Source organism: Colwellia sp. 20A7 (assembly GCF_009832865.1).
GTDB lineage: Bacteria > Pseudomonadota > Gammaproteobacteria > Enterobacterales > Alteromonadaceae > Colwellia.
The window spans coordinates 2981962-2997343 of sequence record NZ_CP047130.1; the positions used below are offsets into that span (position 1 = coordinate 2981962).

Here is a 15382-nt window from a genome sequence, read left to right on the forward strand (position 1 = left end):
CTGTAAAAAATAGACAGTATTAACAGCTAGCACTAACAATTAGCAATAACCCACTATTACTAATTGTTAGTACGTCAGGCTACAAACTTTTATTAAACGACGCGACTGCATCTACTACTTCTCTTGCCCCAATTTGAATCTCATTCATTACGTTGCCAGCCTCGTTTGAAAGTTGTAACGCTTTCTCTGCTTCATTCATGCTCGCTTCAATAATGGAAACAGCATTTTCAGTTAATTGTTTATTCTTAGCAACAACACTAATGATTTCTTCCGTTGCGGTACTTGTACGTGAAGCAAGTAGCCTCACCTCATCGGCAACAACGGCAAAACCACGACCTTGCTCACCTGCCCTAGCCGCTTCAATTGCAGCATTAAGCGCAAGCAAATTAGTTTGATCGGCAATACCTCGAATATTATCTACAAGCAGCGACACTTTCTGAGATTGTTCATCTAACTCAAATATTCCTTTACTGGCATCACTCATTTGCTTTGAAAGTTGTCCCATGGTTTCTATTGTTGAATTAATAACATTGATTGCGTTTAATGTGTCATCATCCGTTTTTCGAGAAACTTCATAAGCAATTTCAGAAGTCTTAGCGATCGCTATTTCTCTATTTATCTGTTCAGTAATCACGGTTGCAAATTTAACAACTTTATATAAATCACCACTATCGTCATGAATAGGATTATAAGAGGCTTCAAGCCATACAACATTTCCATTACTATCTAAACGCTTAAATCTATCTGAAATAAATTCGCCTCTTTTTAGCCGTTCCCAAAAGGCTTTATATTCTTGAGACTTAACAAGCTCTGGCTCACAAAAAATACTGTGATGTTTACCAAGAATTTGATTCTGTTTATATTTAGTACCTTTTAGAAAGTTGTCATTTGCATATAAAATAATGCCATCTAAGTTAAACTCGATAACAGCCGAGGAACGCGTTAATGCAGCAAGCATATCTTTTTGTGCTCGGTATTCTGTAATCGTTTGGGTAAGCTCTGCAGAATATACAGCGAGTTTTTTTGAACAGGTTTTAGGCTGGATAATTGTTCGATACCAAATACTTTGATTTGATTTCGATATTAGATGCATTGCACCATGCCAATGAACACCTTTTTTTATACACTCCAACATTTTTTTACAAATAGCGCTTTCTTGTATTTTAGGAGACAGTAACATCTCAATAGGCTTATTAAGTACTTCATGCTCTGCATAGCCACATGACTTTAAGAAAATGTCATTAACTCTGGTAATATTCCCTTGGAAATCCAAAGAAAAGAATGCCATTTCACATTGAAGATCACTTTGAATATCATGAAAACAGGTTAACTCTTGTTCTAAATTTTCTATACGTGCTAATAGCTTACCTTTACCAAAAAACATATGTTTACCCTAATAATTATTATTTTTAATCACATACTCTAGATCTTGAGCGATATTTTATGAAAAAACACACCACAGTTTACTAATCTATTAAAAGATAAGTGTAGGAGATAGATTAATGCTTTGCCATACAATTTATCAATGATGATGGATGCATTCTCATAATAGTAACAACATAAATATTTATTGCTGATAACTTTTAACAAATAAATGAGCATGATTTAGACTCAATAGCCACATTTAAAATTTTAGCCGTTAACTAAAGCAAAGATATATCTGACAATTGGTAGCTATAAAGTTTAGAGGTTTAATACCAGTTTCATTAATTAGTGAGATTGGTATAAGTTCTTGAGGCGTACTAGGAGTTATTTGAAGCAGAGAAATAAGAAAGTTGTTTACAGACGACGTTATTTGCTCATTATTTCGCTTAGAGTAAATAACGCCATCAATATCTTTTGGCATAGCTGTTTTAGCTTAGCTGTTTTGGTTTAGCTTTTATAACTTAACTGTTATGACTACGCCTTAATTTCCCAAAGGTTATCTTGTGCAACAAGATCATATAAAACTTCAGCTTTGCTAATTAATACTTGAGCAAATTTCTCTTGTTCTTTTTCACCTGTTTGCAGTAATACTTCTGCCTGCATTTGCCATTTTAATGAAAAATGACGCGCAGCATCTCTAGCACTACCAGCAACATTTACAGCATTGTAATCACTAGGTAAGTCACCACAAATAACCCAATAATAATTACCATCAAGTGCCTTTAGTTTCCATACCGACATAAAAGGTATTAAATAACGACTTTCTTCAGCCGAAACACTATTCGTTACCAACCCTTGAGTTGCTAGGTACTTCGTAGCTATTTGATATTGTTCTCTAATCCATTGCTGTTGTTGTTCAACAGTCATTTTTTGTTCTTGTGCCATGAAAATCTCTTTATATTTTTAATAATAACGTTAATAAAAGAAAGGAACGAAAATTAATCAACCAACTGATATTGTTCACGTAAAATACTAACAATTTCAGCTTTAGGGTTATCACTCAATACGATTTTTTTACCCGTGATTTTTTCTGCAATATCAATATAAGTTTTAGACACATCCATCAATACCGATAAAGGTAACTCATTATCACGTGCTAGCGCTTCTCGTTCAGGCATACGTTCTTTATTTAATAGTATGTCAGCATCAGGGAAGTGTTGAAGTAATAATTGACGAAAGCCTTCTTTAGAGTTTTCAACAACCTTACCTGCTTGGTATTGTTCACCGTCCCAAATACGAGATGAGTCAGGCGTACCAACTTCATCCATGTAAATTAACTTATCATTACCTGCTTTGTCTTTTACATAGCCAAATTCGAATTTTGTATCAACAAAAATTTGGTCTATTTGACTTAACGCAGTTGAAATAACATCAAAACCTTCAGTCAGCAGTTTTTCATATAACGTAATGTCATCTTTAGATTTAAAATTAAATGCTGCAAAGTTGTCTTCAATATTCTTACGAGTAATATTTACATCATCCGCTTCTGGCACACCCGGAATTCCTTTTAGAATACCTTTGGTTGATGGTGTTTGTAATAACTCAGGCAACTTACTATCTTTAGCTAAACCTTCAGGTAGCTCGATACCACAAAAATCTCGTTCACCTTTTACATAGCTACGCCACATAGAGCCGGTAATGTACTGGCGACAAATCGCTTCAATCATTACGGGCTTGGCTTTTTGCACTATCCATACAAATGGATGAGGAATATCAAGAATATGACTATCTGCAAGGCCTTGCTCTTTAAACAGCTTAAACCAATGGTTTGAAATTGCATTAAGGGCTGCACCTTTACCTGGTACACCTTTCATACCGCCCTCACCTTGCCAAATGCAATCAAAAGCAGAGATACGATCACTGATAACCATAATTGCTAACGGTGTGTCGCTAGGCACATTATAGTTTTTTTCTTCAATTAAGCGCTTACTGTCACTTTCAGTTAACCAATAAACAGAACGAACTTTACCGCTATGAACGGGGGCATCGGTACGAATAGGTAAATCATTATTTATCGCTAAAACTTTATCAGCTAAATTCATGGAGGTAGACCTTAACATTAAGACTTAAAAATAATTGTAATGAATAATATCTTTAGTATTTATTAGGAGCAAATAAAATAGTATTTATTACGTTTATCTTTTTTATTAATATAATTTAGTTTTACATACCAGCTTTTATACAATTGATTTATACAATAGCTATTTGATCTGATTGAATTAATTTTGAGTAGTTTTTCTTACCAGTTAGTTCAATTTCAAAAAAATAAATGTACCAGGATTATACTTACTTATTAAGTATATTTAATGTAGAAATCAGCTTATACCAGTTTCATTAATTAAGTGAACAATTTTATGCGTAGAAAAAATTGCCAAATACAAGGCATTTATTTCAATAACTAGTTGTTCTAATTATTAAATAAATAACGATGTAATTGGTGATTTTAGCAAGTAGGAATGATCACATAGTTAGTGAGATGGGTATTAATACCAATTAAAATTAATTACTTAAAAAAGAAAAGGACGCCAATAGGCGTCCTTTTCTAGTAAAGCTTTTTTCAATTCTTATGCAGCTAAAGAAGCTTTCGCTTTTTCAACTAAGAATGTGAATGCTGCTTTGTCGTATACTGCGATGTCAGCTAGGATCTTACGATCAATTTCAATCGAAGCTATTTTCAAGCCATTGATGAATTTGCTGTAAGATAAACCATTTTGACGAGCTGCTGCGTTAATACGAGCGATCCAAAGCTGACGGAATTGACGTTTACGTTGACGACGATCGCGGTAAGCGTATTGACCTGCTTTAGTTACTGCTTGATAAGCAACACGGTAAACACGACTACGTGCTCCGTAATAACCTTTAGCTTGCTTTAGAACTTTTTTATGACGTGCACGAGCTTGTACACCACGTTTTACTCTAGCCATTTTCTATATCTCCTAATTAACCGTGACGTAAAAGTTTTTTAACTGACTTAATGTCAGATGCAGCGATCATGTGCTTAGCACGAAGATGACGCTTAACTTTAGTACGACGCTTAGTCAAGATATGACGAAGGCCAGCTTGTTTGAACTTGTAGCCAGAAGCTGTTTTTTTAAAGCGCTTTGCAGCACCTTTATTGGTTTTCATTTTAGGCATGTGAATAACTCTCAAATGTATACCTTGACCATAAAAATGGTGGGTATATGCCAAATATTAAGTAGCGAGGGCGAAATTATTATTAACACAAAGTGATAATAAACAATTTACTTGCAAGCCTGTACTACCAGCGTAAAGATAAAATTGGTGAATTAAGTTTTAAGCCTTATTTAAAAGGATAAAACTTAATTACTTGTCAAACCAAAGATTATCTATTTTTAGGGGCTAGAACCATCACCATTTGACGACCTTCCGCTCTACGCGGAAAGAATTCTAGAACAGTTAGTTCTGCTAAATCGTTTTTAACGCGAGTTAGTAGTTCTAAACCAAGTTCTTGGTGGGCCATTTCACGGCCACGGAAACGTAATGTTACCTTGACCTTGTCGCCGCCTTCTAAAAAGCGTTTCAGGTTACGTAATTTCACCTGATAATCGCCTTCATCTGTACCAGGACGGAATTTAATTTCCTTAACCTGTATTTGTTTCTGCTTTTTACGTTGCTCTTTCTGTTCTTTAGATTTCTCATAAAGAAACTTGCCGTAATCCATAACGCGGAGTACCGGAGGTTTAGCCGTAGGGCTTATTTCAACAAGATCGACACCTGCTTCTTCCGCTTGGTTCATAGCTTCATCTAATGTAACTATGCCACCCGCTTCGCCGTCAAACTTAATTAAACGAACTTCATTATCAGGAATACCTGTGATTAACTCATTTAAACGATGTGCTGGCTCTTTTTGCCCGCCTCGTTGTCCACCTTTAATAGCCATGTTCCTCCAAAGAACTTTGTTCCAAGTAATCGACGTTATTATAATTTAGCGATTACTCAGATTAAAAAATATTTTTATGTTTGTTTTATACTCTATTATAAGTAATTTTCTCTCTAAGTACGAGAACTAACTTCTTCACTTAATTTTGTAATAAAGCTATCAACAGACATTTTACCTAAATCTTCACCACTTCGAGTTCGTACTGCAATTTCGCCAGATTCCATTTCTTGATCACCGACTACTAACAAATATGGAACTCTCTTTAAAGTGTGCTCGCGGATTTTAAAGCCTATCTTCTCATTTCTCAAGTCTAACTTTGCTCTAAATCCATTTTCTTTTAGTTTTTTCACTACTTTTTGACAATATTCGCTCTGTTTGTCCGTAATATTCATTAATGTCACTTGAATTGGAGATAACCACGTTGGAAACTTCCCAGTGAACTCTTCAATTAAAATACCAATAAAACGTTCAAGTGAACCTAAAATTGCACGATGAATCATGACAGGAATATAGCGTTCGTTATCTTCACCAACATAAGTTGCGCCTAAACGCTCTGGTAAAGCAAAATCTAATTGCACTGTGCCACATTGCCAAGCACGACCTAAACAATCCATTAACGTGAATTCAATTTTAGGACCGTAAAAAGCACCTTCACCCGGTAAGTATTCAAACTTAATATTACTGTCTGTTAATGCTTGTGCTAAACCTGCTTCCGCTTTATCCCAAATTTCATCACTACCAATGCGATTTTCTGGACGCGTAGACAATTTAACAACAATATCTTCAAAGCCAAACGAACCGTAAACGTCATATACCATTTCGATACATTTTTTCACTTCGTCTTGAACTTGTGATTCCATACAGAAAATATGCGCATCATCTTGTGTAAAGCCACGAACACGCATTAAGCCATGTAAAGAGCCTGACGGTTCATTACGATGACAACAGCCAAATTCAGCAATACGTAAAGGTAAATCACGGTATGATTTTAAACCTTGGTTAAATATTTGCACATGACCAGGGCAGTTCATTGGTTTTATTGCGTATTCACGCTTTTCAGATTCAGTAGTAAACATGCCATCAGCATATTTGTCCCAGTGACCTGACTTTTCCCAAAGACTTCTGTCCATCATCATTGGTGCTTTAACTTCGTCGTAATCATACTCATGTAGTTTTTCACGCACGAATTTTTCTAATTCAGTGTAGATTGTCCAACCGTCGTTATGCCAAAACACCATGCCTGGCGCTTCTTCTTGCCAATGGAATAAATCTAATGTTTTACCAATTTTACGGTGATCACGCTTTTCAGCTTCAGCTAAACGAACAATATACGCTTTAAGTTGTTTTTTATCTGCCCATGCAGTGCCGTAAATACGTTGCAACATTTTGTTGTCTGAATTACCGCGCCAGTAAGCACCCGCAACTTTCATTAATTTAAAATGATGGCAATGACGCATACTTGGTACATGAGGACCACGACACATATCAATGTATTCTTGATGATGATATAGCGCAGGTGTGTCTGTTTTCTCGATGTTTTGATCAAGAATTTCTAATTTGTATGTTTCACCGCGTTCAGTAAATGCGTCGTAAGCATCTTGCCAAGAACCGGTTTTTTTCACAACTTCATAACCAGTACGGGCTAACTCAGTCATGCGTTTTTCTAATTTCACTAAATCATCTTCAGTGATTGATTCTTCTAAATCAACATCATAATAAAAACCATTATCGATGGTTGGGCCTATAGCCATTTTAACATTAGGGTATAGTTGCTTAATAGCATGCCCTAATAAATGCGCACATGAATGACGAATGATCTCAAGCCCTTCACTATCTTTACTGGTAATAAGTTGTAAAGCAGCATCTTGGGTGATTAATTCACAAGCATCAACAAGATTTCCGTCGATACGACCAGCAATAGTTGCTTTCGCTAAACCAGGGCCAATATCAAGTGCTACATCCATTACAGATACTGCATTGTCAAATGAACGTTGTGAACCATCTGGGAGAGTAATTACAGGCATTAAATTTCCTTGTCAGTGGCGACACACACTAAGTGCCGCTTGATGTTTATTATGTTTAAAGTAAATGAAAAATCGATAAATATTGGAGATTATTCTAACGCATTAAACTCAACTTACAGCTGCTTAGAATAATTCGAGGTCCGCAATATAGGGCAATTTAGCTTAATTTGCAATTTTTTTAGTCACTATAGTGACTATTCAAGCATTGATAACGCCATTGCTTCGGCTATTTTAATACCATCAATGCCCGCCGATAAAATACCACCGGCATAACCTGCGCCTTCACCTGCTGGGTATAAACCTTTAGTATTTAAACTTTGCAGTGTTGTTCTATCACGCGTTATTTGTATAGGTGAAGAGGTACGTGTTTCAACGGCAGTTAACGTAGCGTCTTTCATCGAGAAGCCTTTAATTTTACGCTCAAAAGCAGGTAACGCTTCTCTAATAGCCGTAACAGCATAATCAGGTAATGCTTCACTTAAATCACAATAAACCACACCTGGTTTATAAGAAGGTATAACACTACCGTGCTCACCCGTTTTATTTCCTACTAAAAAATCACCAACAAGCTGCACAGGTGCATCGTAATTTTCACCACCCATTCTAAAAGCTTGCTCTTCTAACCGACGTTGAAATTCAATACCCGCTAATACCGAGTCGTCTTTAGAGGCAAATTTACCCGAGGTATAATCTTTTGGCTCTATACCCACCACAATGGCACTGTTTGCATTACGCTCGTGGCGAGAGTATTGGCTCATACCATTAGTAACTAATCGACCTTCCTCTGATGCTGCAGCTACTACCGTACCACCTGGGCACATACAGAAACTATAAACACTTCGGCCATTACTCGCATGATGAACAAGTTTATAATCTGCCGCGCCTAAAATTTCATTACCGGCATTTTCACCAAAACGTGCTTCATCAATAACTGATTGCTCATGCTCGATACGAAAACCAACTGAAAAAGGTTTAGCTTTAATAAAAACACCTTCGTTATAAAGCATTTTAAAGGTGTCTCTTGCGCTATGCCCTATCGCCAAAGCAATGTGACTTGTTGCAATATGTTCACCACTTGCTAGCGTTAACCCCGTTACTTGTTTTGCAGTAAAGTCGGTTAGTTCATCTTCATCAAACGTAATACTTTCGTCATTTTCAAAATGAATTTGTTCAACCCTTTCACCAAAGCGCACTTCGCCGCCCAATTCAAAAATTTTCGCACGCATTTTTTCAACCATAGTCACTAGTTTAAACGTACCAATATGTGGCTTGCTTACATATAAAATTTCTTCTGGTGCGCCTGCATCAACAAACTCATGCAAAACTTTTCGGCTATAGTGCTTAGTATCTTTTACTTGGCTGTATAATTTGCCATCAGAGAACGTACCCGCCCCGCCTTCGCCAAACTGTACATTTGACTCAGTATTTAATATTTTTTTACGCCAAAAACCAAAGGTATCTTTAGTGCGCTCTCTTACTTCTTTACCACGTTCTAAAATAATTGGTTTAAAGCCCATTTGTGCTAATACTAAACCAACAAATAAACCACAAGGGCCCATACCAATAACAACAGGACGTTGTTTTAGTTTTTCAGGTGCTTGTGCGACAAACTTATAAGCCATGTCAGGCGTTACTTTCACATGCGGGTCTTTACTAAAAGCAGCCAGTAATGCTTCATCCTTAGTTGTAGTAATATCTAAGGTATAAATTAAGAAAATATTATTTTTTTTACGAGCATCATACCCACGTTTAAACACGGTAAAATTAACTAATTCAGCTTTAGTAATCGCAAGTTTTTCAAGTATTGCCTGCTCAATAGCATCAGCTGGATGATCTAAAGGTAATTTAATATCGGTTAAACGCAACATGGTCTGAGATCCAAAAATAAGGGCTGTATATAAAATATGGCGGCATTTTACCTGATAGTAAGACGCATACCAATTAAAACAAGAGATTGAATTTAAAATAAAGCAAGGTATGATCCACACCAAATTGATTAAAGAGTAAATAAATTATGGCTTTTGTTGTTACCGATAATTGTATTCGCTGTAAATACACAGATTGTGTTGCGGTATGTCCGGCAGACGCTTTTTTTGAAGGACCAAACTTTCTTGTTATTAACCCAGACGATTGTATTGACTGTGATTTATGCCCAGTAGAATGCCCTGCAGGTGCTATTTACCAAGAAGATGAAGTACCTGAAGATCAAAAAGAATTTATTAAATTAAATGCTGAACTATCACAAATATGGCCAAGAATTACTGAGATTAAAGACGCGCCTGATGATGCAAAAGAATGGGATGGTGTTGAGAATAAATTAAAATTTTTAGAAATTGAAGATTAACCAATAATTATATACTCAAGTTATCCGCTCAAAGACCGATATAAAGCTACTGAGGCAATCTTACTGATAACATAACTGATAACGTAACTAATATTAAGTTACCTTTTATTTGTCTTCAATACCTTATCAGTTCATCAATTTTATAAAATAGGAAGTCGTTATGGACAACATGACTGTTAATATAAAAACACCAAATCATCAACCCAATCAAATAAACAAGTTTTCGACAATAAAAGATGATGAAGCATTAAATACCAATCCCCTTGCTTCTACTGAAAATAGCAAAACGGAAGAAGGTGAAGAAAAAGAAGACCCGTTAGACCAAATGATAGAAGAATTAGAAGAGCAAATAGCCGAACTAGCACAAGAAATAGCACAAGAAATAGCACAACTTAATACCAATGATGAAAGCTCACAAGAAAAAGCAAAAATATTAAATGCTGAGTTAGCAGGATTACAGGCACAGTTAATTGAATTAGTAAGCCAGAAACTTGGATCTTAAAAAGTAATAAATACCCCCTGTAATGAAATCGTTTACAGGCTCATAATGATACCTAGCTATTTATTGTTAAACCTATCCTGAGTAATTATTCACTATGAATATGCGTAATAACAAACATTTTTTTAATAGTTAGCTGTAATGGTTGCCTGTGTTAGGCTTCTTCAATATGATGGCCTACCTTTAGACCTTTTATCTTATAGCCTACAGTCAAAACTTAATGAATCTTACTCCCTTTTACACAAATGTTAAAAGTTTAGCTAAACTTTCTTACCCTATTCTCATCGCACAGCTTATTCAAAATTTAATGGGATTCATTGATATTGTTATGGCTGGTCGAGTTAGCGCAATTGATATGGCTGCAGTCGCCGTAGCAAATAGTATTTGGCTACCCTTAATATTAACCATTTATGGCTTAGTGATGGCACTGGCTGTTATTGTTTCCCAACTAGCAGGTGCAAAAGACTACATAGCTATTAGTGAGCAAACCTATCAAACCGCTTGGATTGCGCTCGCATTAGGCCTATCGCTTATTGGGTTATATTACTTGCTGGCCCCCATGATCGCGCCAGCGATTGAATTAGAAGGCAACTTAAAACCATTACTGTTTGATTATTTACGTTACATTGTGTGGGGGGCCCCTGGTTATTGCCTTTATTTAGTGTTAAGAAATTACGCTGAAGGGCTTTCATATACTAAACCAACCATGGTTATTAGCATTATTGGCTTATTGGTAAACATTCCGGCTAATTATATATTCATTTACGGCGAATTTGGTGCACCTGCATTAGGTGGCGCCGGTTGTGGTGTTGCTACTGCAATCGTCTATTGGGCAATGTTTATTGGTATGTTTTTATATGCCTTTTATTCAAAAACATTAAAAAAATCATCGCTGTTTGATAAATGGTATTGGCCTAGTTGGTCTAAAATTAAAAACATTTTAAACCTAGGCACGCCTATCGCCTTATCCTTATTATTTGAAGTTAGCTTATTTGCCGTTGTTGCTATTATATTAGTGCCTTTTGGTGCTGAAACCGTTGCAAGCCATCAAATAGCGCTTAACTTTAGTGGCTTGATCTTTATGGTGCCATTAAGTTTGGCTATGGCGACTACGATAAAAGTTGGTAACGCATTAGGTAATAAAAATCACCAACAAGCAAAAGCCTATACCACGCACGCAATTGTTCTAGGCTTACTACTCGCTGTTTTTACCGCAATAATTACCCTAGTGTTCAGAGTACCTATTGTTGGCATTTATACTGATGAACTTCCTGTAATAGAGCTTGCAGCAAACATTATGCTTTTAGCAACCCTGTACCAGTTTTCAGACACCGTACAAGTTGTTTCCGCAGGCGCATTACGTGGCTATAAAGATACCAAATCTATTTTATATATCACGTTCGTTTCATATTGGTTAATTGGCTTGCCTGTAGGGATAGTGCTAGGCATTACCGACTGGTTTGTTCCCAAAATGGGCGCTTATGGTTTTTGGATAGGGTTTATCGTCGGTTTATCTACTGCGGCAGTATTACTTGCTTGGCGTTTAAAGGTAGTTCAAGCCCGTCTTGCGTTAAAAACAATCAATTAAACTTTATTTAAGCGAATTTAAGCAAAAGCGCTTGCAAGGACATAAGTTGACGGCTAACATAGCGCCCGTTGATTGATTCAATTAAGCATTTTGCTCGCTTAGCTCAGTTGGTTAGAGTACTTGCATGACATGCAAGGTGTCGCAGGTTCGAGTCCCGCAGCGAGCACCAAATTAGGTTCATTAAGAACCCAAAGAAACCCGTAATATTATAGAGATATAATGTTACGGGTTTTTTATTGTCTGTAACGTGCATAACAACCTAATACCATCCATTAAAAAAGCGGTACCATAAGCGGTACTGGTTTCAATTACATAATCTGGTACCGCTTTATGGCTAAAGTCACTCCCCTTTCAAACGCCTAAAGCAACTAATATGGCAAGCATTAGACCTGATGAACTTCGTAAGCTAATGAATGATTTAAGTTACGCCAGTATCAAGTTAGTTACGCGATGTTTAATTGAATGGCAATTGCATACCATGACACGTCCGAGTGAAAGTGCAAAAGTTCCTATAACCCCACAAACTATTGAAATTTTAGCCCGCTCCCCCCCTTCGCCAATATAAATAACCATAGAACATAAACTAAACGAACCTTTATTATTATTGTTATCTAGGTTAAAACAGAGTAAAACGAAACAAACGCTTATATTTTACAAAACCACTTGCTATACTCATAATAATATAAACGAATGTTTAGATATCATTATGAGTATACAGATAAAGAAAATAGAACAATTAGGATTATTGAGTAAATTGGTTAGAAAATCGCAAAATATTCGCCAAGATGACTTAGGCATGATGACAGATAATAGCCATGTTTTTATTGGTCAATTTGAAAACGGTAAAGATACCGTTGAAATAGGCCGGGTACTAAAAATCATGGAAGAACTGGGTATTCGTTTATATGCAGACCTGCCTCCAGAGTTAAATGAAAATGAGCTTAAAGAAAAAATAGCATTACTCTTATCGACAAGTAAGGACAAATAGCATGATAGCAATAGAAACTAGGCTATTAATTGTTTATTTCGAAAATCATGTTATTGGCAAGCTGCAAGAATATAATAATACTTGGCAGTTTACCTATCATGAAAGCTGGTTAACTACACCACTAGGATTTGATATATCACCCCATTTATCACGCCAAACTCAACCTCATATTGATGGTGCTAGTGAACGTCACGTGCAATGGTTTTTCGATAACTTACTGCCCGAAGAAGATGCTAGAACATTACTGGCTCGCGATGCGGAAGTAACTAAAGATGATGTGTTTGGTCTATTGGAATACTATGGAGCAGAATCTGCAGGGGCTTTAACATTGTTACCCGTGGGGAAAATAAATCCAGCGGGCACATTCGATGAATTATCATTAGAAGTGTTATCTGAGCGCATTAAAAAGCTACCGAAAATATCACTTAACAAAGGCGCAAAAAAAAGAATGTCGCTTGCTGGGGCTCAACACAAGCTTGCAGTCGTCTTTCATCAAGGACAATTATACGAGCCTTCTGGTTCAGCGCCTTCAAGTCATATATTAAAACCTGATCACCCTAAACCTGATGAGTATTGGCAATCAACAAGAAATGAATGGTTTGTTATGTCACTTGCCAAAAGCTTGGGATTTGATATTCCTGCTGTTAATTTAATTTATGTACCTGAGCCTGTTTATCTTGTTGAGCGTTTTGATCGTGACAATACATGGCCTGATCAAAGCAGACTTCACATGTTAGACGCATGCCAATTACTAGCGCTTGATAAAGCATTCAAATATAAAAGCAGTAATGTAGAGTCATTATGCATATTGAATGATCACTGTCGTAATAAAGCAAAAACCAGAATGCTATTGTTTAACTGGGCGGTGTTTAATGCCATTGTTGGCAATACTGACGCTCATTTGAAAAACTTATCTTTTTTTATAACGAACGATGCTATTACGTTAACACCCCATTATGACCTATTGAGTACAGCTATATATGCTGATAGTAATCGTTTATTTGATGATGAATTATCTCAGCCTATGGGCGAAGCGAGAACACTTGGTCAATTAACCGTTAAAGATGTTGTCTTATTTGGTGAATCTTTAGGGTTGAAGGAAAAGCAGTGTTTAAAGCAACTGAAAGCCTTATTATCTTCAATAGAAGAAAGAGCGATGCTTTTATATTCTGAAGTAGAAGCATTACCTACTAATATTTATAAAGCAGGTGAATTACGCATGCTTCGAGAGATAATACACATCATCATAAAAGAAATGGTTAAAAGACTTTCTTAACCAATAAACATCAAATTAATTAGCATACAGATACGGACATTCACCGCTTAGCAAGTTAATATCATTGTGTTGCTTGGTAAATAAGGACTCACCGAAAAGCGATACCAATGCTGACATACTTCATCTCAAGCGAGAAAGTAAGTGTAATAGTAAAGAGGTGACGTTTAATCAGAAGTTTATGGATGTACCATTGTTCTTCCCATGTTAACGTCTATTGAGAGGGTATCGGTAACAGCTTCTTTTCAACAAGCGCTTGCTCATCGAAATAAGGGTTATTAATGATAATTATTTTTCGGTCTTTTAAATTTGCACGGTCAATATCTTCTTTATAATATTTATTAAAGAGGTCTTTTAGCTCACCATTTTCAAGCATCATCTGTAAACCATATTCAAATCTTTTAATAATAGTTAATTCGTCTGTTGACACATAAATATAAGACACCATAGGAATATAGAGCGCAAGTGTAGGCTCAACCATAATATTTTCTAATGTACTTATTCTATCGTCTAATTCGTTATAAGCTTCATAAATAGCTCGGGGGAAATAATCAAACCGATTTTTATTGAGCATTAAAAAGAGCCCTTCAAAATTACTACCAATGACTGTTTCTATATTCGATTTATGTAATAAACTATTAATAGTCCAGCCTTGTTGTACACCGGCGGTTAAATTTTTGAGGTCGTCAAATGAATTGACAAGCGCAAACTTTTCAAGATTACTTTTATTAATTAATAATAAACGATAGCTTAATTGCCCAAACCTAATAGGTATTCTAATAGGGGTTGCCACACGATTCCATTCTGTACTTGCTGCGGCAATAAATACATTAATCATTTTATCAACTTTAAGAGAATGAAGCGCTCTTATTGTCGTCATGTCGACATTTATAAATTCTAAAGTAAAAGGGCCAAAATTTGATTCTGAAATTTCTAATGCACGCTGTATTACTTCATCTTTATGCAATGATCTTTTATCTTCTCTTAGAATAGGCTTATGCATTTTTATATTATCTATCGCATATGACGTATTCATAATAGCTAAGATAAATAAAACACAAATTAATTTTATAAGATGCATAGTATGTAATTACCTTTAAGTCTATTTCACTAGAGTATAGGTGGTTATTACTTTTATGCTAGCGACACTCGGGAGTCAAGAGCTTAATAAAGCCTGCAACGGTAAGCTTATAGTCGACATAGGCCATACACGCCAATACCGCCTTTTCATAAAGCATTGCTTGTGACTTAAATCGCCCTTCCCAAAGCCTACCTTTGCAATTATCTTCAATATTGGCTTTACGCGCGATATGTTCATTTAAGTTGCGCATCAGCGAAGA

The 15382-nt window shown here is 36.0% G+C and carries 15 protein-coding genes, 1 tRNA gene and 2 pseudogenes; 7 read left to right on the forward strand and 11 right to left on the reverse strand.

Annotation, left to right across the window (positions count from 1 at the left end):
* Positions 1 to 79: 79 nt before the first annotated feature.
* The 9 genes and pseudogenes from GQS55_RS20320 to GQS55_RS12925 form a co-directional block, all read right to left on the reverse strand.
* Positions 80 to 505 (reverse strand): methyl-accepting chemotaxis protein, encoded by a 426-nt coding sequence (locus tag GQS55_RS20320; protein ID WP_442872197.1) that lies wholly within the window; start codon positions 503 to 505, stop codon positions 80 to 82.
* A gap of 114 nt (positions 506 to 619) precedes the next feature.
* A pseudogene (locus GQS55_RS20325) lies at positions 620 to 1384 on the reverse strand (PAS domain-containing protein); the annotation flags it as partial.
* A 515-nt stretch (positions 1385 to 1899) separates the two neighbouring features.
* Complete coding sequence (locus GQS55_RS12895) at positions 1900 to 2310, reverse strand: DUF4826 family protein (protein ID WP_236559636.1); 411 nt, start codon at positions 2308 to 2310, stop codon at positions 1900 to 1902.
* A 53-nt stretch (positions 2311 to 2363) separates the two neighbouring features.
* Positions 2364 to 3467, reverse strand: coding sequence for a phosphoribosylaminoimidazolesuccinocarboxamide synthase (locus GQS55_RS12900; RefSeq protein ID WP_159820907.1), 1104 nt, complete (start codon positions 3465 to 3467; stop codon positions 2364 to 2366).
* 522 nt (positions 3468 to 3989) lie between these two features.
* The gene (gene rplT / locus GQS55_RS12905) at positions 3990 to 4349 is read right to left on the reverse strand and encodes a 50S ribosomal protein L20 (RefSeq protein ID WP_159820908.1); all 360 of its coding nucleotides are present in this window, start codon (positions 4347 to 4349) and stop codon (positions 3990 to 3992) included.
* Between the two features lie 16 nt (positions 4350 to 4365).
* Positions 4366 to 4560 (reverse strand): 50S ribosomal protein L35, encoded by a 195-nt coding sequence (gene rpmI, locus GQS55_RS12910; RefSeq protein ID WP_159820909.1) that lies wholly within the window; start codon positions 4558 to 4560, stop codon positions 4366 to 4368.
* Between the two features lie 208 nt (positions 4561 to 4768).
* Positions 4769 to 5326: a translation initiation factor IF-3 gene (gene infC, locus GQS55_RS12915; RefSeq protein ID WP_159820910.1), complete on the reverse strand. Its 558-nt coding sequence runs from the start codon at positions 5324 to 5326 to the stop codon at positions 4769 to 4771.
* 113 nt (positions 5327 to 5439) lie between these two features.
* A complete protein-coding gene (gene thrS / locus GQS55_RS12920; protein WP_159820911.1) occupies positions 5440 to 7350 on the reverse strand; it encodes a threonine--tRNA ligase in 1911 nt (636 codons plus the stop codon).
* 194 nt (positions 7351 to 7544) lie between these two features.
* On the reverse strand, positions 7545 to 9218 hold the full coding sequence (locus GQS55_RS12925) for an NAD(P)/FAD-dependent oxidoreductase (RefSeq protein WP_159820912.1): 1674 nt from the start codon (positions 9216 to 9218) through the stop codon (positions 7545 to 7547).
* Positions 9219 to 9364: 146 nt separating this feature from the next.
* Between GQS55_RS12925 and fdxA the strand changes: the two genes are divergently transcribed.
* The 7 genes and pseudogenes from fdxA to GQS55_RS12960 all read left to right on the forward strand — a co-directional run bounded on the left by fdxA (position 9365) and on the right by GQS55_RS12960 (position 14045).
* The gene (fdxA, locus tag GQS55_RS12930; RefSeq protein WP_159820913.1) at positions 9365 to 9694 is read left to right on the forward strand and encodes a ferredoxin FdxA; all 330 of its coding nucleotides are present in this window, start codon (positions 9365 to 9367) and stop codon (positions 9692 to 9694) included.
* Positions 9695 to 9854: 160 nt separating this feature from the next.
* Positions 9855 to 10196, forward strand: a complete 342-nt coding sequence (locus GQS55_RS12935; protein ID WP_159820914.1) for a hypothetical protein — start codon at positions 9855 to 9857, stop codon at positions 10194 to 10196.
* Positions 10197 to 10413: 217 nt separating this feature from the next.
* Positions 10414 to 11781: an MATE family efflux transporter gene (locus GQS55_RS12940; protein ID WP_159820915.1), complete on the forward strand. Its 1368-nt coding sequence runs from the start codon at positions 10414 to 10416 to the stop codon at positions 11779 to 11781.
* A gap of 92 nt (positions 11782 to 11873) precedes the next feature.
* A tRNA-Val gene (locus GQS55_RS12945) sits at positions 11874 to 11950 on the forward strand.
* Positions 11951 to 12130: 180 nt separating this feature from the next.
* Positions 12131 to 12334 (forward strand): annotated as a pseudogene (locus tag GQS55_RS12950) (integrase); the annotation flags it as partial.
* Positions 12335 to 12487: 153 nt separating this feature from the next.
* Positions 12488 to 12769, forward strand: a complete 282-nt coding sequence (locus GQS55_RS12955) for a helix-turn-helix domain-containing protein (protein ID WP_159820916.1) — start codon at positions 12488 to 12490, stop codon at positions 12767 to 12769.
* Position 12770: 1 nt separating this feature from the next.
* Entirely contained in the window at positions 12771 to 14045 is a 1275-nt protein-coding gene (locus tag GQS55_RS12960; RefSeq protein ID WP_159820917.1) for a HipA domain-containing protein, read from the forward strand.
* Between the two features lie 211 nt (positions 14046 to 14256).
* On the opposite strand, the gene GQS55_RS12965 is transcribed toward GQS55_RS12960, so the two are convergent.
* Positions 14257 to 15123 carry a hypothetical protein gene (locus tag GQS55_RS12965; RefSeq protein WP_159820918.1) on the reverse strand — a complete coding sequence of 289 codons (867 nt, stop codon included), beginning with the start codon at positions 15121 to 15123 and terminating at the stop codon, positions 14257 to 14259.
* 58 nt (positions 15124 to 15181) lie between these two features.
* Entirely contained in the window at positions 15182 to 15373 is a 192-nt protein-coding gene (locus GQS55_RS12970; RefSeq protein WP_159820919.1) for a hypothetical protein, read from the reverse strand.
* Positions 15374 to 15382 lie beyond the last annotated feature (9 nt).

Bases quoted from the DNA above. Each gene is read 5' to 3' on its own strand.
- GQS55_RS12955 (WP_159820916.1), top strand. From the start codon at position 12,488: ATGAGTATACAGATAAAGAAAATAGAACAATTAGGATTATTGAGTAAA.
- infC (WP_159820910.1), bottom strand. From the start codon at position 5,326: ATGGCTATTAAAGGTGGACAACGAGGCGGGCAAAAAGAGCCAGCACAT.
- GQS55_RS12960 (WP_159820917.1), top strand. From the start codon at position 12,771: ATGATAGCAATAGAAACTAGGCTATTAATTGTTTATTTCGAAAATCAT.
- rpmI (WP_159820909.1), bottom strand. From the start codon at position 4,560: ATGCCTAAAATGAAAACCAATAAAGGTGCTGCAAAGCGCTTTAAAAAA.
- GQS55_RS12965 (WP_159820918.1), bottom strand. From the start codon at position 15,123: ATGCATCTTATAAAATTAATTTGTGTTTTATTTATCTTAGCTATTATG.
- thrS (WP_159820911.1), bottom strand. From the start codon at position 7,350: ATGCCTGTAATTACTCTCCCAGATGGTTCACAACGTTCATTTGACAAT.
- GQS55_RS12940 (WP_159820915.1), top strand. From the start codon at position 10,414: ATGAATCTTACTCCCTTTTACACAAATGTTAAAAGTTTAGCTAAACTT.
- GQS55_RS12900 (WP_159820907.1), bottom strand. From the start codon at position 3,467: ATGAATTTAGCTGATAAAGTTTTAGCGATAAATAATGATTTACCTATT.
- GQS55_RS20320 (WP_442872197.1), bottom strand. From the start codon at position 505: ATGGGACAACTTTCAAAGCAAATGAGTGATGCCAGTAAAGGAATATTT.
- GQS55_RS12935 (WP_159820914.1), top strand. From the start codon at position 9,855: ATGGACAACATGACTGTTAATATAAAAACACCAAATCATCAACCCAAT.
- GQS55_RS12895 (WP_236559636.1), bottom strand. From the start codon at position 2,310: ATGGCACAAGAACAAAAAATGACTGTTGAACAACAACAGCAATGGATT.
- GQS55_RS12925 (WP_159820912.1), bottom strand. From the start codon at position 9,218: ATGTTGCGTTTAACCGATATTAAATTACCTTTAGATCATCCAGCTGAT.
- fdxA (WP_159820913.1), top strand. From the start codon at position 9,365: ATGGCTTTTGTTGTTACCGATAATTGTATTCGCTGTAAATACACAGAT.
- rplT (WP_159820908.1), bottom strand. From the start codon at position 4,349: ATGGCTAGAGTAAAACGTGGTGTACAAGCTCGTGCACGTCATAAAAAA.
- GQS55_RS12970 (WP_159820919.1), bottom strand. From the start codon at position 15,373: ATGCGCAACTTAAATGAACATATCGCGCGTAAAGCCAATATTGAAGAT.